We start from the raw sequence: 20,754 nt of genomic DNA, 5'->3' as shown, positions 1-20,754 counted from the left end.
GAGGCACACCCCGTCTGCTCCGTTGCATATTGCAAACAGCAACGGTCTTTTCCTGCCAAAACGGCACTAATAACATATCAATCATTAGCTTTTGCCAGCTGGCCCACCCCTTGCAGATGTCTTGATGCAGATCAAAATCTAACCATCACAGCTCGGGAGTAAGGCCATGAGAATCAATCAACCGGTTACCCAAAGAGAACGTCTCTATCCAGACCACCAGAGCCTGATCTCCACCACGGATCTGGAGAGCCGCATCACCTACGCCAACGATGAGTTCTGCGAGATAGCAGGCTTCCAGCTCGACGAGCTGGTGGGGGAACACCACAATCTGGTACGTCATCCTGACATGCCGAAACAGGCCTTTGCCGATCTGTGGAACCATATCCGCGAAGGCAAGAGCTGGATGGGACCGGTGAAGAACCGCTGCAAGAGTGGCGATCACTACTGGGTCAGCGCCTTTGTCACCCCCATCAAGGATGCCAGCGGCCGGGTGGTGGAGTATCAGTCGGTGCGCACCGCCCCGAGCGAGGAGATCAAACAGCGGGCCGAGAAGGTCTATGCCGACCTGCGCAATAACAAGCTGCCGCTGGCACTCAAGTTGCCCACCTTCTCCCATACCCTGACCATCAACTTCTGTCTGCTGCTGAGCCTGCTCGCCATGTTTGCGCTGGGCTACAACCACGACATGAACTGGCAACTGGCGCTGGTCGCTCTGCCGCTGGCGATAGCGGCCATCACCCTGAATGCCCTCTCCCGCCGCCTCGGCAAGCTCAACAAGATGGCCCGCAGCCGCTTTGACAACCCGCTGATGCAGCTGCTCTACACCAACAAGGTGGACAATATCGCCGCCATCGAACTCTCGATGGTGATGAATCAGGCCGAGTTCAACGCCGTGCTGGCCCGCACCCAACAGACTTGCAGCAAGATCCTGCAGGCCGCCGAGGGGGATCTGCGCAACGCCGAATCCATCACTGACAACCTGCAACAGCAGCAGGCCGAGACCAATCAGGTAGCGACCGCCGTGACCGAGATGTCGGAATCCATTCGCGAGGTTTCACAGAGCTCCAGCGAATCCTCCAGCCTGCTGGACGAGACCGCCGACCTGTTCAAGAGCGGCAACCACAGCGTGGCCGAAACCGTGGCTGCCGTGGCGGGTATGAACAGCGAGCTGACCACCTCCAAGAGCGTGATCAGTGCGCTGGTCGGCCACTGCCGCGATATCGATGGCATCCTCGATGTGATCAACAACATCGCCAACCAGACCAACCTGCTGGCCCTCAACGCTGCCATCGAAGCGGCACGGGCTGGCGAAGCGGGCCGCGGCTTCTCGGTGGTCGCCGACGAGATCCGCTCGCTCGCCATCAAGACCCAATCCTCGACCAGCGAAATCCAGAAGATGATCACCGAGCTGCAAACCAGCGCCGGGGATGCAGAGCAGGCGATGGAGAAGGGCTGCCAGCTCTCCGAGAGCTGCCAGCAAAAAGCCTCGGCAACCGGCACCATTCTCCAGCAGATCAACGATATGCTGCAGCAGGTCGCCTCCGGCAGCGGCCAGATTGCCCAGGCGGTGCAGGAGCAGTTCCACGTCACCGCCGAGATCAACCGCAACGTGCTCAGCATCAAGACCCTGGCCGATGACTCCAGCGTCGGCAGCCAGCACGCCGTGCACGGCATCACCCAGCTGGTCAATCAGTTGAGCGATCTCGACCGGCTGGTACGCCAGTTCCAGAAGGGCGCTCCGGCAACCCAGAGCCGCTACGAAGTGGCCACCACCCGCGCCGTGCCGGTTCGCTAAGCCAGATAACCACTACCCAAACAATCACCGCAGCAAAACCCTATGGGCCTTTGGGCTCATAGGGTTTTTTAATGCCCGCCAGCAAGAGGGCAGTACTCTCGCTCCACAGTCCGATTTTCCCCAGCTCTGATGGACGCATCTGTTGAAAATTCATATCGCCCCCGTAACTGAGTAGTTTGTTGATCTTGCTCAGGAAATTTTCCACATCTACTTTCTTCCGCAGCCCCATTCGGTAACATAGCCGCTTGGCAACCTCTCGCAGGAGTCAGCCATGAGCCAAGCCATTGCCAAAACGCAGGTAACAAGCAGCAGACTGGAGGCTGGAATTCAGGGGCGGTAGCGTGGTTTTTGTAAGTTGGCACAGCGCGTAGCGAAGACCAACAGACAAGTTCTTCAGCGTTAAAGGGAAAAATATGGATGTCATTAAGGCTTTAGAAATCATCTCAGCATTGTCAGAAGGTGTTAATCCTGAAACCGGTGAAGAGTTATCTGAAGAAAGCTGCTTCAATCAGCCGAAAGTCATTCGAGCTTTATTTATCGCAAAACAGAGCCTCGAAGCATCAATCATTTCTGAAAAGCGTAAATCTGATTTACCAGAAAATGCTGGGAAGCCGTGGAAGCCAGACGAAGATGAGCTATTGGCAAATAACTTTGATTCAGGCTTAGGTGTTGATGAATTATCAAGAATCCATAAAAGAACAAAAGGTTCCATTTCCTCCAGGTTAGTTCGTCTAGGTAAAATAAATGAGCGTTCCGATATTTATACTCGGTAGCCTCGTTTTTGTAGGTTGGCGCTGAGCGTAGCGAAGCCCAACAAGCGAGCATGTTCACCTCAACCAGAGCGGAATAAACACGGGTTGGATCGATATAACAAATGTGCTGATACGTTTCGCGGTAAACGTTGGGCTTCACTTCGTTCAGCACCAACCTACGATTTTTAACCCAACATACGAGATGACCCAATCTACACACTAGAAGAGATATATTAATTGAAAGAACTCATTTTTATCTACGATGATCCAGTAGAGCTGGATAATTCTACATTAGAGCAAAACATTCAGTTGTCTGGCTCTAACAAGGCGATTGTTAGTGGTTTATTTGGTGCAGCATCTAGTTTTCTAACACCATTAGCCACTTCTACGGCAGCAAGAAGTATAGGGCTGGCAACGTTGGGTGCAAATCCTATTTCATTAGTTTTAGCATTAGCGGTTACATCGGGACCTTTGATATATACTATTTATAAGTCTAAAGGCAAGGAGCTTTCCCCTTCTGAAACTAAGATGCTGGAATTAGAAATCAACAATTTAAAAATAACAAGTAACAAAGCTAGAGAGCTTAATTATAGCTTTCCTCCTGGGCACCCTAAGTCCGGCATCCTTTATCAAAGACATCCACTAGCTAACTTCGTGTCTACTAAGCAACGATGTTACATACCAGAACAGCAATATGAATCAATTTTAACTGAGGAGCGACAATCTGAGTTAATCAGGTTATTGACTGAACTTGGAGCAACAAAAATTGAGATATTGGAATCTTACAAAAATGATAACGACGTCAATTTAAATGCGTCAGTTTCCACTAATGTACATCATTTGGAGTTAGATGCGTCCAAGAAAAATGATAGCAATTACAATGTCAGCACTCACGTAACAAAAAGTTTTAAACTGCTTGGGAAAAAATGGGTGTCAGGGCGGGAGTTCAACAAAAGTACATTCAACTGGTTTGACTTTGAACCCCAATGGCAATCCCTAGTTTACACAAGAACTTTCGGTGGATGTATTGAAGCAACAATAGAGATGCGTGAAGAAAAATCTTTAATATCAGGCTCAGAACTTGCTGTGGCACTTAAAAGTGATTTATCCGCAGCACTTGAGGGGGAAAGAAGATCTGGCTTTCATTCAAGACATCAGAAATTTTATGTAATTAAAATAGAATTTAGAACCCCAGAATAAACAAAGCAAGTTACCCATTTCAGCTAATAGAAAATCGTTATACGCATACAACCACATGCTAACGCCGCTACCCAAACAACACTGAAATGTAGAACGCCCACTATAAATAGAGAATCAACATGTTCAAACTCATAGCCATTACATTATCATTTATATTACCTGCATCTTGTCTATCTGCGGACATTGCAGAAAAAGATATACTTACATGGTTAACTGATAAGTCTACAGAAACTAACATAGTTAATGCTGAACCGATTAGACTAGAAAATGGAGAGCTTGCATTTCTTGCTTCCGCTGAATATCCAAAACAAGGTAATAACTTTTGGAGAGGGTATATTTTGGCTAGGCCGAGTTTAAAAATATCTCAAAAACTAGATGGGTATGGTGGGCAATACAATAATATAACGATATTCGGAGACCCGAGAGACTCTACACCATCAATCATTATAATTGGCTCAGCTGGTACTGGTCAGGGTTATTTTTCAACCAGCCAGAGTGTGATATCCATTAGAGACTTTCAAGTGATTGAGCATTATAAAGTAGATGACGAAAGCAATATCGGTGCTTGCGGAATAGAATATGAAATGGGTCCTTGTAATATGAATGAGACCTTTCTAAACTTTTCTGAAAACTTAAGTGATACAAACAATGTTACGTTGATACAAACATCAATTAAGCAACGTGGTAAGTCACCAAAGATGCTTCAATCAGAAATTTCCACTAAAGTTATTAAAATCCCAACTATTCAATAGCCCGTTGGCTAGAGTTGCGCAGTATATTCTGACAATCGCGAATAACCCCGTCGCGATATAAGCAAGAATCGGAAGATCCTTTTGCGGGGTTGCTATCGGCTGCCTTGGAGTGGCTCAAGGCTCGTCGGTGCCACTATAAGCTGGATTTATGGGTTTTCCGATAATGACCCAACTTTTGCTTATAGTGGCTGCAGCCAGCCCATCAGCGCCTGTGGTGGCCAACTGACCGGCCGCCGGGCGCTTGTTATAGGTTCTTCCGATCCAGCTACAGGCAGTTCCCCTGCCGCAGGGCTGTCAGCAGCTCATCCACCAGCGCAGCGACCGGCTTGCCGGCGTTGAGCAGATGGATTTCCGGCTGCTCCGGTGCCTCGTAGGCGGAGTCGATACCGGTAAAATTCGTAATTTCCCCTGCCCGCGCCTTTTTGTAGAGCCCCTTGGGGTCGCGCTCTTCACAGATGGCGAGCGGCGCATCGACAAAGACCTCGACAAACTCCCCTTCCCCCAAGAGATTGCGCACCAGCTCGCGCTCGGCACGAAATGGCGAGATAAAGGCGGTGAGCACGATCAGGCCCGCATCCAGCATCAGTTTCGCCACCTCGCCGACCCGGCGGATATTCTCCTGACGGGCCGTATCATCGAAACCGAGATCGCCACAGAGGCCGTGGCGCACATTGTCCCCATCCAGCAGATAGGTGTGCTTGCCTTGTGCCGCCAGCGCCTGCTCCAGCGCCCCCGCCAGGGTCGATTTGCCCGCCCCCGATAGCCCGGTAAACCAGATCACCAGCGGTTTTTGCCCTTTAAGCTCGGCCCGGCTCTGTTTGTCGACGGCATGCTTGTGCCACACGATATTGCTCATCCAACACTCCTTGATTGGCGCTCACGCCTCAAAACTTAAACGGTCCGGCACCACAGGGAGCCGCCTCGGACTATCCGCCGACAACTTGCTGATGCCATGGCATTGCTCATCCCACACTCCTTGCTTGGCGCTCACGCCTCAAAACTAAAACTGTCCGGCACCACGGGGAGCCGCCTCGGACCATCAGCCGACAACGTGCTGGTGCCATGGTATTGCTCACCCAACACCCCTTGATTGGCACTTACGCCTTAAAACGGAAACAGCAGGGGCACCATCACAATCACCCCTAGGCTATAGGCCAGCGAGACCGGCAGGGCCAGCTTGAGGTAGTCCGGCATCTTGTAGTTGCCCGCGGCATAGACCATCAGGTTGGTCTGGTAGCCATAGGGCAGGATAAAGCTGGAGCTGGCCCCGAACAGCACCGCCAGAATAAACGGCATGGTCGAGACATCCATGCTGAGCGCCAGCTGGTAACCCATGGGGAAGGCCAGCGCAGCGGCAGCGTTATTGCTCATCAGTTCGGTCAGCACCAGCGTAAACAGATAGATACCGATAAAGGCGATGATGGGGCTGGCACCGTTGAACTCCCCCATCAGCCAGTCGGCGATAAGCTTGGCCAGCCCGCTCTTTTCCAGCTGATCGGCGATGGCGAGCGCCCCGCCCACCACCAGCCAGATATCCAGCGGGAAGCGGCGGCGGATCTCGTCCAGAGTCAGAATGCGGGTGAGCAGCAGCGCCACCAGCATCAGCAGCAACCCCTTGAACAGCGGCACCAGATCAAACACCGAGAGCGCCAGCACCCCGAGAAACCCCAACACCACGGCGGCGCTGCGCTTGCCATCGAGGCGGGTGGAGGCTTCCAGCCCGCTCACCACCACAAACTCCCGCCCCAGCGATTTGTTGCGGGCAAACTGGGGGCCGGGGGCCAGCAGCAGGGTATCACCGGCATGCAGCTCAATCTGGCCAAGGCCACCGGTGAGCTGGGTTTCGCCGCGGCGTACCGCCAGCACCACCGCATCGAAGTGGGTGCGAAACTCGGCATCCTTGATGGTCTGACCCACCAGCCGCGAGCTGTGGCTGACGATCACCTCCACCAGATGCTGGCCGTTGAGGCGGTGCTGACCGTAGAGATCCAGCCCTTTCATCTCCTGCAATACGCCGACGCTCTCCACATCGCCGCAAAACAGCAGCACATCCCCTTCGTGCAGCTCGTGTTCCGGCTGCACCGGGCAGATCACCTGATCGCCGCGAATAATTTCCGCCAGATAGAGGCTTTTCAGGCTGCGCAGGCCGTTCTCCTTGACGCTGCGCCCCGCCAGCGGTGAACCGGCGCCCACCTTGGCCTCGAGAAAGTAGCCGGATTCGCTGCTCATCTCGGTATCCTGCTCCGGCAGGTGACGAGCAAACAGCAGCACGGCCACCAGACCGGTCAGCAGGGTACCCGCCCCCACCATAAAGAAGTCGAACATGCCGAGCGGCGGCGCCCCCATCTTGATGAGGAAGCTGTTGACGATCAGGTTGGTGGAGGTGCCGATCAGGGTCAGCACCCCACCAAAGGTGGCCGCGAAGCACATGGGCAGCAGCAGCCGGGAGGGCGCATGGTTGGGGTTGCGTTTGACCGCTCCCAGCATGGAGGCCACCACGGCGGTGTTGTTGACGAAGGCCGACAGGAAGGCGGTGGAGAACCACACCTTCACCAGCACCTTGTTGAATGAACCCGTGCCCACCAGATTGGCGAACCAGCTCATGATGCGGGTCTTCTCCACCGCCAGCGACACCAGCAGCAACAGCACCAGCGTCAGCAGGGCACTGTTGGTGTAGCCCGCCACCACGGCGTTGATATCCGCCAGCCCGCTCAGGTAGGTGATGAGCACGGCGCCCGAGAAAAGCAGCGCCGGGCGGAGTTTGCCCTGGATCAGCAGGGCCACGAGAGCAGCCAGCAGACCCAGCACCAGGAATTGTTGCCAGGTCATGGGCTTACTCCTTGCCTGTGTCGTTACCGATGGCAAGGGCTTGCCAGTGCGGGAAGTGCTTGCGCACCAGCGCATTGAGCTCGATTTCGAACTCGCTGTAGTGCCCTTTTACCGCTTTCGCGGCCAAGCCTTCCACTATCATGCCGGCGCCGACGGTGACGTTGGTCAGCCGGTCGATCAGGATAAAGCTGCCGGTATCGCGGATCTCCTGATACGGGTCGAACGCCACCGGGTCGGTGAGGCTCAGCTCGCACAGGCCGATCTCGTTGAGCTTGAGCTCGCTGGCGGGCAACTCGTCCAGCTTGTTGATCTCGATGCGGTGGCGAATGGCATCCACCTGACCGCGACTCTTCTTGGTGGCCAGCTTGACGTCGTAGACCCGATCCGGTTGCAGGGACTCCTCCCCCATCCAGACGATATGGGCCAGCACATTCTGGGTCACTTGCGGCTGCTTGGCGGCATCCACCAGCAGGTCGCCGCGGCTGATGTCGATCTCATCGGCAAAGGTGACCGTGATGGCCTGACCCGGCAGGGCGTACTCCAGATCCCCGTCGAAGGTGACGATGCGGGTCACGGTGCTCTCCTTGCCCGACGGCAGCACCGCAAGCCGGTCGCCCACCCGCAGAATGCCGGAGGCGAGCGTGCCCGCAAAGCCGCGAAAATCGAGGTTGGGGCGGTTCACATACTGCACCGGCAGGCGCACCGGATGGCGCTCCAGCTCGCGCTCAACCTCGGCAGACTCCAGCAGAGCAAGCAGGGTTTCGCCCTGATACCAAGCCAGCTTGTCGCTCTGGTTGACCACGTTGTCACCGTCCAGTGCCGAGACCGGCACGATATGGATGGTGTCGACGCTGAGCTTTTTGGCGAACTCGCGATATTCGGCGCTGATGCGCTCGAACACCTCTTGGCTGAACTCCACCAGATCCATCTTGTTGACCGCCACCACGAACTGCTTGATGCCCAAGAGGCTCGCAATAAAGCTGTGGCGGCGGGTCTGATCCAGCACGCCTTTGCGGGCGTCGATCAGGATGATGGCCAGATCGCAGGTGGAGGCGCCGGTGGCCATGTTGCGAGTGTACTGCTCATGGCCCGGGGTATCCGAGATGATAAATTTGCGCTTGGCGGTGGAGAAATAGCGGTAGGCCACGTCGATGGTGATGCCCTGCTCGCGCTCTGCTTGCAGGCCATCCACCAGCAGCGCCAGGTCCAGCTTCTCGCCGGTGGTGCCGAGCTTCTGGCTGTCGGACTCCAGCGCTTTGAGCTGATCTTCATAAATCTGCTGGGAGTCGTGCAGCAGGCGACCGATAAGGGTGCTCTTGCCGTCATCCACGCTGCCGCAGGTGAGAAAACGCAGCAGACTCTTGTGTTGCTGGGCGTGCAGGTAGGCTTCGATGCCCTGTTCGGTGATGGCGGTCTGAATATGGCTGTTCATGCTGACGACTCCTTAGAAATATCCCTGACGCTTCTTCTGCTCCATGGAGCCGGCCTGATCGTGGTCAATCAGCCGCCCTTGCCGCTCGCTCGAGGTGGTGAGCAGCATCTCTTCAATAATTTCCGGCAAGGTGGTGGCATCGGATTCGATGGCCCCGGTCAGCGGGTAGCAGCCGAGGGTGCGGAAGCGCACCAGCTCCTGCTTCACCTCATCCTCGGCGGTCAGCGGCATGCGCTCGTCATCCACCATGATCTTGATGCCGTTGCGCTCCACCACCGGACGGTAAGCGGCGAAGTAGAGCGGCACTATGTCGATCTTTTCCAGATAGATGTATTGCCAGATATCCAGCTCGGTCCAGTTGGAGAGCGGGAACACCCGGATGCTCTCCCCCTTGTTGACCTGGCTGTTGTAGACCCGCCACAGCTCCGGACGCTGGTTCTTCGGATCCCAGCGGTGAGACTTGTCACGGAAGGAGTAGACCCGCTCCTTGGCGCGGGACTTCTCCTCGTCGCGACGGGCGCCACCGAAGGCGGCGTCGAAGCCGTATTTGTTGAGCGCCTGCTTGAGCCCCTCGGTCTTCATGATGTCGGTGTGCTTGCCGCTGCCGTGCACGAAGGGGTTGATGCCCATGGCGAGGCCATCCGGGTTCTTGTGGACGATCAGATCCAGCCCGTACTTTTTGGCGGTCTCGTCGCGGAACTTGATCATCTCCTTGAACTTCCAGTCGGTATCGACGTGGAGCAAGGGGAACGGGATCTTGCCCGGATAGAAGGCCTTGCGGGCCAGATGCAGCATGACGGAGGAGTCCTTGCCGATGGAGTACATCATCACCGGGTTTTCAAATTCGGCAGCCACCTCGCGGATGATATGGATGCTCTCGGCTTCCAGCTGCTGCAAGTGCGTCAATCTTTCACGGTCCATGTTGGTCCTCGGGTCATTGCTTATGCGCCTGCTCGGGGCGCTGGGTGGTTCAGTGCACGGCCGCACCAGCAGCCGCATCAAATATCTCTTTCTCGGTCAGGCCAGCTGCACCAGCTTGAGGTCGCAGCCATCGAGATCCGGGTTAGCGCGCTGCTGCTCGCCGCTTTTTTCTCCGCTCTTTTCTCCAAACCAGGCGAGCCGCTCACGCAGGGCAACCACTTCGCCGATGACGATAAGCGACGGGCTCACCGCCTGTTTGGCCAGCTCGGCCAAGTCGGCCAGCGTGCCGGTCAGCACCCGCTGACGGGATGTGGTGCCGCGCTCGATGATGGCGATGGGGGTGGCTTGGCTTCGGCCGTGTTCCACCAGCTGCTGCTGGATATGCTCGGAGCGCATCAGCCCCATGTAGATGACCAGGGTCTGACTGGTGGCGGCGAGCTGCTGCCAGTCGGGCTCCTTGCCCTCTTTCTGGCAATGACCAGTGATAAAGACGGCGCTCTGGGCGTAATCACGGTGAGTGAGCGGAATACCGGCATAGGCGGTAGCACCGGCAGCAGCCGTGATGCCGGGCACCACCGAGAAGGGGATGCCTTCATCGGCCAGCACTTCCAGCTCCTCGCCACCACGGCCAAACATGAAGGGATCGCCCCCTTTAAGTCGCACCACCCGGTTGCCCGCCTTGGCGTAGTCCACCAGCAGGCGATTGGTCTCCTCCTGCGGCACGCTGTGGGCGCCCGCCTTCTTGCCGACCGACACCAGAGTGGCATCGCGGCGCACCAGATCGAGGATCTCAGGCGAGACCAGCTGGTCGTAGAGCACCACTTCAGCCTGTTGAATCTGTTGCAGCGCCTTGAGGGTCAAGAGGCCCGGGTCACCGGGGCCCGCGCCGACCAATACCACCTCGCCCACTTCGCTTTTCGCTTGGTCGAGGCCATCGCTCAGCCACTGCTCGGCACCTTGCCAATCCTCTTTTTCAATCAGGCTGGCGAGGGTGTTGGAGGCAAAGGCGCGCTCCCAGAAGCGGCGGCGATCGGAAATCGAGGAGAGCACACGCTTGGCCTTGTCACGGACCCGGCCGGAGAGCTCGGTCAGCCCGCCGAGATGGCGCGGCAGCAGGCTCTCCAACCGCTCGCGCAACAGGCGCACCAGCACCGGCGCCTTGCCACCGCTGGAGACCGCCACCATCAGCGGCGAACGATCGATGATCGAGGGAAAGATAAAGCTGGAGCGCTTGGGGTCATCCACCACGTTGACGAACAGACCCAGTTGGTTGGCGCTCTGATAAACGAGGGCGTTGACTTCGAGATTGTCTGTAGCGGCAACGACCAGGATCTGACCAGCCAGATGGGCCGGGGTGAAGCGCTCGGCCAGATGGGTGAAACGACCGGTGAATTCCGCAAATTCCGGTTCAAGCTCCGGGGAGACCAGGGTCAGCCGGGCACCGGCCGCCAGCAGCAGGCGCGCCTTGCGCAGGGCAACCTCGCCCCCCCCCACCAGCAGTACCGGGCGGCCTTCCAACTTGGCAAACATAGGTAAATAATCCATTTCGGCCCATCCCTCGGAACACGACTAATATGGGGCGACTATAGGCAGGGCATCTTATCCCTCAAAATAATAAAAAATGCTTTTTAATGCGTTTTGGTAATTAGCAAAGCCAATTCATGACAAAGGCGTACAAAGTCACTTGTGGTACCTGACGCCAGACCATAGGCTAGGGACTGTGTTTCATAAGGAGCTAAATGATGAATGAATCATTGATTGTGCTAGGGATTTTCGTGTTCCTGGTGCTCGCCACCCTGAGCGCGGGCATCAAGATAGTGCCCCAGGGCTACAACTGGACGGTGGAGCGCTTCGGCCGCTACACCCGCACCCTGACCCCGGGTCTTAACCTGTTGATCCCCTACGTGGATCGGGTCGGCCACAAGATCATCATGATGGAGCAGGTGCTGGATATCCCGGCACAAGAGGTCATCTCCCGCGACAACGCCAACGTCACCATCGACGCCATCAGCTTTGTGCAGGTGGTGGATGCCCGCAAAGCGGGTTATGAGGTCAACGATCTCACCAGCGCCATCCGCAATCTCACCATGACCAATATGCGCACCGTGCTCGGTGCCATGGAGCTGGACGAGATGCTCTCCCAGCGCGACACCATCAACGAGAAGCTGCTGCGCACCATGGATGCCGCCACCGCCCCCTGGGGTATCAAGGTGACCCGCATCGAGATTAAAGATGTGCGCCCGCCGCTGGCACTGGTCGAGGCGATGAACGCCCAGATGAAGGCCGAGCGCCAGAAACGGGCCGAGGTACTGGAAGCCGAAGGGGTGCGCCAGTCCAAGATCCTGAAAGCGGAAGGCGAGAAGCAGTCCCAGATCCTCAAAGCCGAAGGCGAGCGTCAGGCCGCCTTCCTCGCCGCCGAAGCGCGAGAGCGGGCTGCCGAGGCGGAAGCCAAGGCGACTCATATGGTTTCCCAGGCGATTGCGGAAGGGGACCTGCAGGCCATCAACTACTTCGTGGCTCAGAAATATACCGAGGCACTAGCCCGCATCGGTGAAGGCCCCAACAGCAAGATCATCATGATGCCGCTGGAAGCGGGCAGCCTGATTGGCTCTGTGGCTGGCATGGCCGAGCTGTTCAACAAAGATGGCAAGGGCAGCAAGTCATGACAGCCCTGTTAGAGGGGCTGACCCACTGGCACTGGTTGGGGCTCGGCTTCATTCTGCTGGCCATCGAGGTGCTCGGCTCGGTGGGATTTTTGCTCTGGACCGGCATCGCCGCGCTGGAAGTGGGGCTACTGCTGCTGATCTGGCCCTTTGGCTGGCAGGCGCAGTTGCTGCTGTTTGCGGTGCAATCCCTGCTCACCACCTGGGCCTGGTGGCGCTGGCAGCACCAGCGTGACAACTCGGGTCAGGATGCCGCCAGCACCATCAACGAGCGGATGCAGAGCTATATGGGCCGCGAGCTGACCCTGCTGGATGATGTCGCCCAAGGCACCAGTCGGGTACATCTGGACGACACGGTCTGGACGGTGCGCTGCGACGAGTCGCTGCCTGCGGGCAGCAAGGTCAGGGTAGTGGGGGCCGACTCCCACATCCTGCTGGTTGAACCCCGCAACTGACACAACTCTGCCATCGAGTCATAAAAAAGCCCGCGATCGCTCGCGGGCTTTTGTCTCTCTGGCTGCCACTCAGGTACGCAGCCGATCGAGCTGACTGGCCAGCGCCGTGGCCGCTTGCTCCAGCGCTTCGCTCAGTTGATGGCTGGAGCTGGCCTCCTGCCCGATCACGTTGGCGGTATCACCAATCCGCATCAAATTCTTGTTGATATCGTCACTGACGGCGCTCTGCTGCTCGGCGGCGGTAGCCACCTGACTGATGTGGTCGTGGATCTGCTGGATCTGGGCCACTACCCGATTGAGCGCCTCGAACGCCTGCTCGGTACCCTGCACCGTGGTGGTGGAGCGCTCGATGCCGGTATTCATCAGACGCTGACTGCTGCTTACTTCGGTCTGCAGGCTACCGATCAGCTGGCCGATCTCGTCGGTCGATTCACGAGTCTTGTTGGCCAGCGCCCGCACCTCGTCTGCCACCACCGCGAAGCCACGGCCCATATCACCCGCTCGTGCCGCTTCGATGGCGGCGTTGAGGGCCAGCAGGTTGGTCTGCTCGGCAATGGCGCGGATCACATCGAGGATCCGGCTGATATTGGTGCTGCGCTGGGCCACCAGCGCCACCGCTTTATCCGCCTCATGCATATCGCCGACCAGAGTATGGATCTCGTTGCGGGCATTGCTGAGGGTCTGCTGGGCGGTATTGATGTGGTGGGTCGCCGCTTCCGACTCCTGCGCCGCCTGCTCGGCATAACCCGCCACGCTGACTGCCGTGGTGCTCATCTGGTGCATGGCGCTCACCACGCTCTCCAGCTCCAGATTCTGCTCGTCCAGACTGCTGCGCATGGTGTCGGCGGTATGTTTCATCTCCCGCGCCTGCTGGTAGACCTGCTGACCGATCCCCTTGCTCATTTGCACCATGCCCCGCAGCTTGCCGAGGAAGGCATTGAGCTGGGCCCCCAGATCGATCAGCTCCTGATGGGTGTCAATCTCCATCTGCTGGGTCAGGTCCCCCTCGTTGCTGGAGAGATGGCCCACATGACGGCTGATAAGAGAAAGTGGCGCTGTGATGGTCTGAATAAACCAGACCAGCAACCCCAACACCAACAGGGTAATCCCGCCCATGGCGATGATCTGCTGCCGCTGGGCATCCACCAGCAGGGCACCCAGTTCATTGCTGATGGCGTGCGCCTTGCCGAGCGCCAGCGCCTTGGGCACCTTGATCATCAACCACCACTGGGTATTGGCTGCCTCAACCCGGATGGGCTGATGAAGAATAAAGTCACTGTCGCTGCTGACCGGCTGACCGTCAGGCAGGGTCAGGCCTACCTCCTTGAGTGGACGGCCCAGCTTGTCGGCATAGCGGTTGCTGCCCACAATCAGCCCCATCTTGCTGACCAGAGTCACATCCGCCTTGTTGTCATAGAGGCTCTTGCCAAGGTTTTCAGCCAGTTGCTGGAAGATGGGCAGGTTCATATCCACCCCGGCCAGCCCGACAAATTTGCCGTCACGCAGCACGGGCACCGTCAGACTAGTCATCAGCATCTTGTTGCCCGGGCTGATTTCGTAGAGGTAGGGCTCCATCAGGCAGGGCTGGCGGGTATCGCGGCCACAGAGATACCACTCGCTGTTGCGAATGCCGAACTCGTTGAGAGAGGTATCAAACTTGGCCTCGCTGGCAGCGGCGTCCACCGCTTGCTGAGCGACGGCCCCTCCCTGATCCTTGGTGAAATAGACCTCCAGACTCCCCTTTCCTGCCACCGAGTGGCTGGCCCCGCCCAGCCAGTTGCCGTCTTCGCCATCATAGCCATCCGGTTCAAACTGGGCATAAATGGAGCTGATCCCGCTCGCCTGCTGCAGGCTGCTGCCGAGCAGAGATTCCACTTGGGGGCGCGACAACCGCAGTTCCGGTTTGGCCATCCCGGCTTCAATCTGGGCGGTCACGGTCAGGGGGATCTGATAGGAGTTCTGCATCAGCGAGGCAATCTGAATGGCATAGCGTTCTGCCTGATACTGCAGGCTGCGGGAGACCTCCTCTTCCAGTGCATCGCTGGTCTGGGTCATCACCATGTTGCGAAGGGCGCTGAAAGAGGCCGATTGCAACAGGGTCATGGCCAGCCCGGTCAGCAGAAATAGCCCCATGGTAAGGCACAACAACTTGAACTTGAGGGAACGTTGCTTCATGCGACAACTCCTTATGGCAGAATAACAACGAATTACTTGAGTATATTCGCCCACTTGCGCTTCACCCGATTTGTTGATGGGTTTGTGGCAGGCTTCTGGTTATAATTTTTGCCTTCCCGAGCGTTGATGGAACAGTCGCAATGAGCAATGCACTGAGCAGTGTCCCGCCGGTAGTCGCGATGGACTACCCCTTTCCGGCCAAACCTCTTCCCCTGAGTGCCGAGCAGAGAACGACCTTGACCACAGAAATCAAGGCGCTGCTCAAGGAGCGCAAGGCGGTACTGGTCGCCCATTACTACACGGATCCCGAGATCCAGGCGCTGGCCGAAGCCACCGGCGGTTTCGTCGGTGACTCGCTGGAGATGGCCCGCTTTGGCCGCGATCATGAGGCACAAACCCTGATCGTCGCCGGGGTACGTTTCATGGGGGAAACCTCCAAGATCCTGAGCCCCCACAAGCGGGTGCTGATGCCGACTCTGGAGGCCGAATGCTCCCTCGATCTGGGCTGTCCCATCGAACAGTTCTCCGCCTTCTGCGATGCCAATCCCGACCATACCGTGGTGGTCTATGCCAATACCTCGGCCGCCGTCAAAGCACGGGCTGACTGGGTGGTGACCTCCAGCATTGCGCTGGAGATCGTCGAACACCTCGACAGTCTGGGTCACAAGATCATCTGGGGCCCGGATCGCCATCTGGGCGCCTATATCGAGAAGAAGACCGGGGCGCAGATGCTGCGCTGGCAGGGCCACTGCATCGTCCACGACGAGTTCAAGGCCCGTGCCCTGCGCGAGCTGAAAGAGCAGAATCCGGATGCCGCCGTGCTGGTTCATCCGGAATCCCCCGCCTCGGTGATCGAGCTGGCCGATGCGGTGGGCTCCACCAGTCAGCTGATCAAGGCCGCCAAGGAGCTGCCCCAGCAGAAGCTGATCGTGGCGACCGATCGGGGCATCTTCTACAAGATGCAGCAGGCCTGTCCGGAGAAAGAGATGGTGGAAGCACCGACCGGTGGCGATGGCGCCACCTGCCGCAGCTGCGCCCACTGCCCCTGGATGGCGATGAACGGTCTGGTGGCGATCAAGGAGGCCCTCACCGACGGTGCCGAGCGCCACGAGATCCATGTCGATGAAGATCTGCGGGTCAGAGCCTTGATCCCCCTCGATCGCATGCTCAATTTCGCCGCCGAACTCAAGCTCAAGACCCAGGGCAACGCCTGATTGCCGCCATCACGAGATGCAAAGAGGGCTCCCGCGGGAGCCCTCTTTATTTATCTGAACCTCATCCTGCTCAGATGATCACGGTGGAGAGACTGTGCTCTTCATCCGGCGCAACGGTCACTCCCGTATCACCGGCGATGGCCGCTTCAACGCAGAGCATGGTGCGATAGCCATCGTCGCTCATGTCGGCCATGGCGGTAGCCCCTTCCAGCCAGGGGGTCCAGACCACCACGCTGTCGTGGTTGCCACTCACTACCCGAGTCTCGCGCTCACCATCCTGCACGCTCACCAGCGCCTCTGGCTGCCAGTAAACCCGATCCAGCGGCCCGCTCAGGGTCAATGTACCCTGCTGCTTGGCATCCTGTCCGGTCAGCTTGTCGGCATAGGGCTCACCCAGACCGCTCACGCTCACCGCCTCCGGTGCGCTGATCTGCAAATAGGTGTGCAGCGCACCGCTATAAGTCAGCGGCTGGCTACCGGTGTTGCGAGTGGTCAGCACCAGCGAAAGCTCTTTGCCCACCAGCACGTCCAGTTCCAGCTCGAAGGGGTGATCCCACAGGGCGCGGGTCGCATCGCTGTCGCGCAGGGAGAGATGAACGAGCGTGCCATCGGCGTGATCGGAGACCCCGTCCAGCATCCAGAGGGTGGTGCGGGCAAAACCGTGGGAGGGCTTGCCGCTACCGACGCGGGCGGGCGCCGGGCCAAACCAGGGCCAGCAGATCGGGATACCACCGCGAACAGGCTTGCTGCCATCCAGCACCGCCTTGTCACTCAACCAAATGGAGGCTGGCTCGCCATGACGCTGATAGCTCAGCACATGGGCGCCAAACAGGCTGATTTCTGCCTTGGCATAGTCGTTGTTGATGGTGAGAACCGGCAGACCGGCCGCATTGTTGGCAAGCTTGCAATTGGCTGTCAGGGGACGAATGGATTGCATGTGGACTCCTGTCATCAGGGGAAACCGAAAAACAAAAAGGCGGCCAATGGCCGCCTTTTTCAAGCTACGCGATTGCGCATCCCAAATTACTTGGAGATGTGAGCGATCAGGTCCAGAACTTTGCTGGAGTAGCCCATTTCGTTGTCGTACCAAGATACAACTTTAACGAATTTGTCGTTCAGCTGGATACCAGCCTTGGCGTCGAATACGGAGGTCTGACGCTCACCCAGGAAGTCGGTAGATACAACTTCGTCTTCGGTGTAGCCCAGAACGCCTTTCATAGCGCCTTCGGAAGCAGCTTTCATCGCTTCGCAGATTTCTGCGTAGGTGGCAGCTTTCTTCAGGTTAACGGTCAGGTCAACAACAGACACGTCCGGAGTCGGAACACGGAAAGCCATACCGGTCAGCAGGCCTTTCAGTTCCGGGATAACTACGCCAACAGCTTTGGCTGCACCGGTAGAGGACGGGATGATGTTCTGAGCCGCACCGCGGCCACCGCGCCAGTCTTTGGCAGACGGACCATCAACGGTCTTCTGGGTAGCAGTGGTAGCGTGAACGGTGGTCATCAGGCCAGACTCGATACCGAAGGTATCGTTCAGAACCTTGGCGATCGGAGCCAGGCAGTTGGTGGTGCAGGAAGCGTTGGAAACGATGTCCTGGCCAGCGTAGGTAGAGTCGTTAACACCCATTACGAACATCGGGGTGGCGTCTTTGGACGGGCCAGTCAGAACAACTTTCTTGGCACCAGCAGCGATGTGCTTACGAGCAGTCTCGTCGGTCAGGAACAGACCGGTAGCTTCAGCAACAACGTCAACACCGATTTCGCCCCACTTCAGGTTGGCCGGGTCACGCTCAGCGGTAACACGTACGGTTTTGCCGTTTACAACCAGGTTGCCGTCTTTAACTTCAACGGTACCGTTGAAACGACCGTGAGTTGAATCGTACTTCAGCATGTAAGCCATGTAGTCAACATCGATCAGGTCGTTGATACCAACAACTTCGATGTCTGCACGCTCGCAAGCCAGACGGAATACGAAACGACCGATACGGCCAAAACCGTTAATACCTACTTTGATAGTCATATTTAGTTACCTAACTGTTCAGTAGTCAAAGAAAATTCCGCTTGTAAATTTACTAGAACTCTCCGGTGAGTCAACCAACATTCTGTCTGAAATTGCGCTATATCATGAAAAACTGTGAAATTAATTTTCTGTTTATGTAACTGATTACCACGTTTTGACGAAAAAAGTGCCAGATCGTGACATCGCGCAGATATCAACAATAGTGCCTACTCGGTCACACAACCATTCACAGAGATATGTAAAAATGTGCGCGGTTTAGCATGGCCAAAGAGCCACTGTTCAAGTACCACCCCATAAAAATCAAACAAAATAGTATAGATAGAATCCACAGCGGGAATTCTCAAACTATGACCACCCTGATTGAACAGCTGGCTGCCGCAAAAGGTATCGCCAGCGAGTATGTCGATGCCTGGGGCCACCCGGCCCAGGTATCAGAAGAGAGCAAGGCCGCCATGCTGGGCGCCATGGGCTACCGCGTCGATGACGAGGCCGCACTGGTGCAGCAGCTGGAAGAGGAGCATCGCCAGCACTGGCTGCGGGCGCTGGATCCTGTGATGGTGGTTCGCACCGGCGACGCCGTTACCCTTGAGGTTCGCCTCCCCATCGAATTCGTCAACGACGCCCTCACCTGGCAGCTCCAGCAGGAGCAGGGTGCTGTGTTGTCCGGTCAATTCACCCCCATCGAGGGTGAGCTGGTCGGCGTGGCCGAATTTGAAGAGATGGAGTGCCAGGCCTATCGCGTCACGCTGGATATGGCCCCTGAGCTGGGTTATCACCAGCTGGTGCTGCTGGAAGAGGGCAATGACGAGCCGCTGGCCACCATGCGCCTCATCGTCGCCCCCAAGGCCTGCTACAAGCAGGCGCCAATTGCCGATGGCCGCAAGGTATGGGGCCCGAGCGTGCAGCTCTACTGCCTGCGCAGCCGCCACAACTGGGGTATCGGTGACTTCAGCGATCTGGGCCAACTGGTTGAGAAAGCCGCCGCCTGGGGTGCCCACTTCGTCGGCCTCAACCCTATCCACGCCCTCTATCCGGCCAATCCGGAGAGCGCCAGTCCCTATAGCCCCTCTTCCCGTCGCTGGCTCAACGTAGCCTATATCAATGTGGAAGCGGTGCCCGAATTCCAGCAGAGCGATCGCCTGAAAGCGGAAGTGGCAAGCCCAGCCTTCCAGCAACATCTGGCCGACCTGCGTGCCAAAGAGAATGTCGATTACACCGGCGTGATCCAGACCAAACTCGGCATGCTGCGTCAGGTGTTCGATGAAGCCACCCTGAGCACCGAGCGTCAGGCCGCCTTTGATGCCTTCGTGGCCGCCGGTGGCGACAGCCTGCAACAGCAGGCAGCATTTGATGCCCTGCAGGCCCACTTCTATGCCAAAGGCGAAAATGCCTGGGGCTGGCCGGTATGGCCGCAGGAGCTGCGCGATTACCACAATCCTGCCGTTGCCGCCTGGATGGCCGAGCACCCGCAAGATGTCAACTTCTACCTCTATCTGCAGTTCCTGGCTGACGAGCAGCTGGCGCAAGCCGATGCCCGTGCCAAGGCTGCCGGCATGGTGATGGGTATCTACCGGGATCTGGCAGTGGGCGTCTCCGAAGGCTCCACCGAGATCTGGGCCAACCAGGATCTCTACTGCCCGAAAGCCTCGGTCGGTGCGCCGCCCGATATCCTTGGCCCGCTCGGTCAGAACTGGGGCCTGCCCCCGATGAACCCGAACAAGCTGTTTGAAGCGGCCTACCAGCCGATGGTGGACTTGTTCCGTGCCAACATGCGCTCCTGCGGCGCACTGCGCATCGACCACGTGATGGCCTTGCTGCGCCTGTGGTGGGTACCGCCCGGAGCGTCCGCCGCCAAGGGCGCCTACATATATTATCCGGTCAACGATCTGCTGGGCATTCTGGCCCTCGAATCCCACCGCAATCAGTGCCTGCTGATCGGCGAGGATCTGGGTACCGTGCCGGAGGGGATCGACGTGACCCTGAAAGAGAACGGCGTCCACTCCTACAAGGTGTTCTTCTTCGAGCGCTCCAAGGAAGATGGCGGCTTTATCTCTCCGGCGCACTACACCGAGCAGGCGATGTCAGCCCTGACCACCCACGACATGCCGACCCTCAAGGGCTTCTGGCACTGTGATGATCTGGCGCTCGGCCGTCAACTGGGTCTGTATCCGGATGAAGATGTATTGAAGACTCTGTATGCTGATCGCCACCAGGCCAAACAACGGATCCTCGACAGCTTGCATGCCCACAAGGTCATCTCTGACAACATCAGTCATGACGTAAACTGGGTCGGCATGAACACCGAACTCAACCACGGTCTGCAGATCCATATGTCCCGCGGCAGCTGCGCCCTGTTCAGTACCCAGCTGGAAGACTGGCTGGAGATGGACAAGCCGGTCAACGTACCGGGCACCAGTTACGAATACCCCAACTGGCGCCGCAAGCTCTCCGCTGATCTGGAAGATATTTTTGCCAATGAGGCACTCAAGGCACTGGCTGGCAAGATGAGCCAAGCCCGTGATGAGGCCAGTCGTTGAGACGCTGTCT

16 protein-coding genes are annotated in these 20,754 nt (G+C 57.5%); 8 read left to right on the top strand and 8 right to left on the bottom strand.

All coding sequences use genetic code 11. The features are described 5' to 3' along the window. Positions 1–166: 166 nt before the first annotated feature. From AB5Y71_RS08855 to AB5Y71_RS08840, 4 genes are all read left to right on the top strand, one after another. Positions 167–1,795, top strand: a complete 1,629-nt coding sequence (locus AB5Y71_RS08855; RefSeq protein ID WP_368171414.1) for a PAS domain-containing methyl-accepting chemotaxis protein — start codon at positions 167–169, stop codon at positions 1,793–1,795. A gap of 413 nt (positions 1,796–2,208) precedes the next feature. Then, positions 2,209–2,568: a hypothetical protein gene (locus tag AB5Y71_RS08850; protein ID WP_201944902.1), complete on the top strand. Its 360-nt coding sequence runs from the start codon at positions 2,209–2,211 to the stop codon at positions 2,566–2,568. A 216-nt stretch (positions 2,569–2,784) separates the two neighbouring features. Next, entirely contained in the window at positions 2,785–3,747 is a 963-nt protein-coding gene (locus tag AB5Y71_RS08845; protein WP_141108773.1) for a hypothetical protein, read from the top strand. A 119-nt stretch (positions 3,748–3,866) separates the two neighbouring features. Next, positions 3,867–4,499: a hypothetical protein gene (locus tag AB5Y71_RS08840; RefSeq protein ID WP_201944904.1), complete on the top strand. Its 633-nt coding sequence runs from the start codon at positions 3,867–3,869 to the stop codon at positions 4,497–4,499. Between the two features lie 265 nt (positions 4,500–4,764). Here AB5Y71_RS08840 and cysC read toward each other — a convergent pair whose 3' ends face one another. From cysC to cysG, 5 genes are all read right to left on the bottom strand, one after another. Next, complete coding sequence (gene cysC / locus AB5Y71_RS08835; RefSeq protein WP_368171413.1) at positions 4,765–5,355, bottom strand: adenylyl-sulfate kinase; 591 nt, start codon at positions 5,353–5,355, stop codon at positions 4,765–4,767. A 248-nt stretch (positions 5,356–5,603) separates the two neighbouring features. Next, positions 5,604–7,328, bottom strand: a complete 1,725-nt coding sequence (locus tag AB5Y71_RS08830; protein WP_335811953.1) for an SLC13 family permease — start codon at positions 7,326–7,328, stop codon at positions 5,604–5,606. A gap of 4 nt (positions 7,329–7,332) precedes the next feature. Beyond that, positions 7,333–8,760 carry a sulfate adenylyltransferase subunit CysN gene (gene cysN / locus AB5Y71_RS08825; protein ID WP_368171412.1) on the bottom strand — a complete coding sequence of 476 codons (1,428 nt, stop codon included), beginning with the start codon at positions 8,758–8,760 and terminating at the stop codon, positions 7,333–7,335. A 12-nt stretch (positions 8,761–8,772) separates the two neighbouring features. After that, on the bottom strand, positions 8,773–9,705 hold the full coding sequence (gene cysD / locus AB5Y71_RS08820) for a sulfate adenylyltransferase subunit CysD (protein ID WP_323911122.1): 933 nt from the start codon (positions 9,703–9,705) through the stop codon (positions 8,773–8,775). Between the two features lie 72 nt (positions 9,706–9,777). Further along, entirely contained in the window at positions 9,778–11,226 is a 1,449-nt protein-coding gene (gene cysG, locus AB5Y71_RS08815; protein WP_201942889.1) for a siroheme synthase CysG, read from the bottom strand. A 197-nt stretch (positions 11,227–11,423) separates the two neighbouring features. On the opposite strand from cysG, the gene AB5Y71_RS08810 reads away from it, so the two are divergent. Continuing rightward, positions 11,424–12,347 (top strand): SPFH domain-containing protein, encoded by a 924-nt coding sequence (locus tag AB5Y71_RS08810; protein ID WP_005335703.1) that lies wholly within the window; start codon positions 11,424–11,426, stop codon positions 12,345–12,347. After that, complete coding sequence (locus AB5Y71_RS08805; RefSeq protein WP_005354718.1) at positions 12,344–12,799, top strand: NfeD family protein; 456 nt, start codon at positions 12,344–12,346, stop codon at positions 12,797–12,799. Before AB5Y71_RS08810 ends, AB5Y71_RS08805 begins: the two co-directional genes overlap by 4 nt. Before the next feature lie 69 nt (positions 12,800–12,868). On the opposite strand, the gene AB5Y71_RS08800 is transcribed toward AB5Y71_RS08805, so the two are convergent. Next, the gene (locus tag AB5Y71_RS08800) at positions 12,869–14,974 is read right to left on the bottom strand and encodes a methyl-accepting chemotaxis protein (RefSeq protein WP_368171411.1); all 2,106 of its coding nucleotides are present in this window, start codon (positions 14,972–14,974) and stop codon (positions 12,869–12,871) included. Positions 14,975–15,114: 140 nt separating this feature from the next. Between AB5Y71_RS08800 and nadA the strand changes: the two genes are divergently transcribed. Next, the gene (gene nadA / locus AB5Y71_RS08795; RefSeq protein WP_368171410.1) at positions 15,115–16,188 is read left to right on the top strand and encodes a quinolinate synthase NadA; all 1,074 of its coding nucleotides are present in this window, start codon (positions 15,115–15,117) and stop codon (positions 16,186–16,188) included. Between the two features lie 70 nt (positions 16,189–16,258). Here the strand turns inward: nadA and AB5Y71_RS08790 are convergent, their stop codons facing one another. Together AB5Y71_RS08790 and gap are read right to left on the bottom strand one after the other, a co-directional pair. After that, complete coding sequence (locus AB5Y71_RS08790; protein WP_201942895.1) at positions 16,259–17,125, bottom strand: D-hexose-6-phosphate mutarotase; 867 nt, start codon at positions 17,123–17,125, stop codon at positions 16,259–16,261. Positions 17,126–17,211: 86 nt separating this feature from the next. Further along, complete coding sequence (gene gap, locus AB5Y71_RS08785; RefSeq protein ID WP_005335708.1) at positions 17,212–18,207, bottom strand: type I glyceraldehyde-3-phosphate dehydrogenase; 996 nt, start codon at positions 18,205–18,207, stop codon at positions 17,212–17,214. Positions 18,208–18,554: 347 nt separating this feature from the next. Here gap and malQ point away from each other — a divergent pair, with 347 nt between their 5' ends. Next, on the top strand, positions 18,555–20,744 hold the full coding sequence (malQ, locus tag AB5Y71_RS08780; protein ID WP_185900021.1) for a 4-alpha-glucanotransferase: 2,190 nt from the start codon (positions 18,555–18,557) through the stop codon (positions 20,742–20,744). Positions 20,745–20,754 lie beyond the last annotated feature (10 nt).

Source organism: Aeromonas sp. R9-2, assembly GCF_040908025.1.
GTDB classification, from domain to species: domain Bacteria; phylum Pseudomonadota; class Gammaproteobacteria; order Enterobacterales; family Aeromonadaceae; genus Aeromonas; species Aeromonas veronii.
This window is presented reverse-complemented; position numbering and strand designations above follow the sequence as displayed.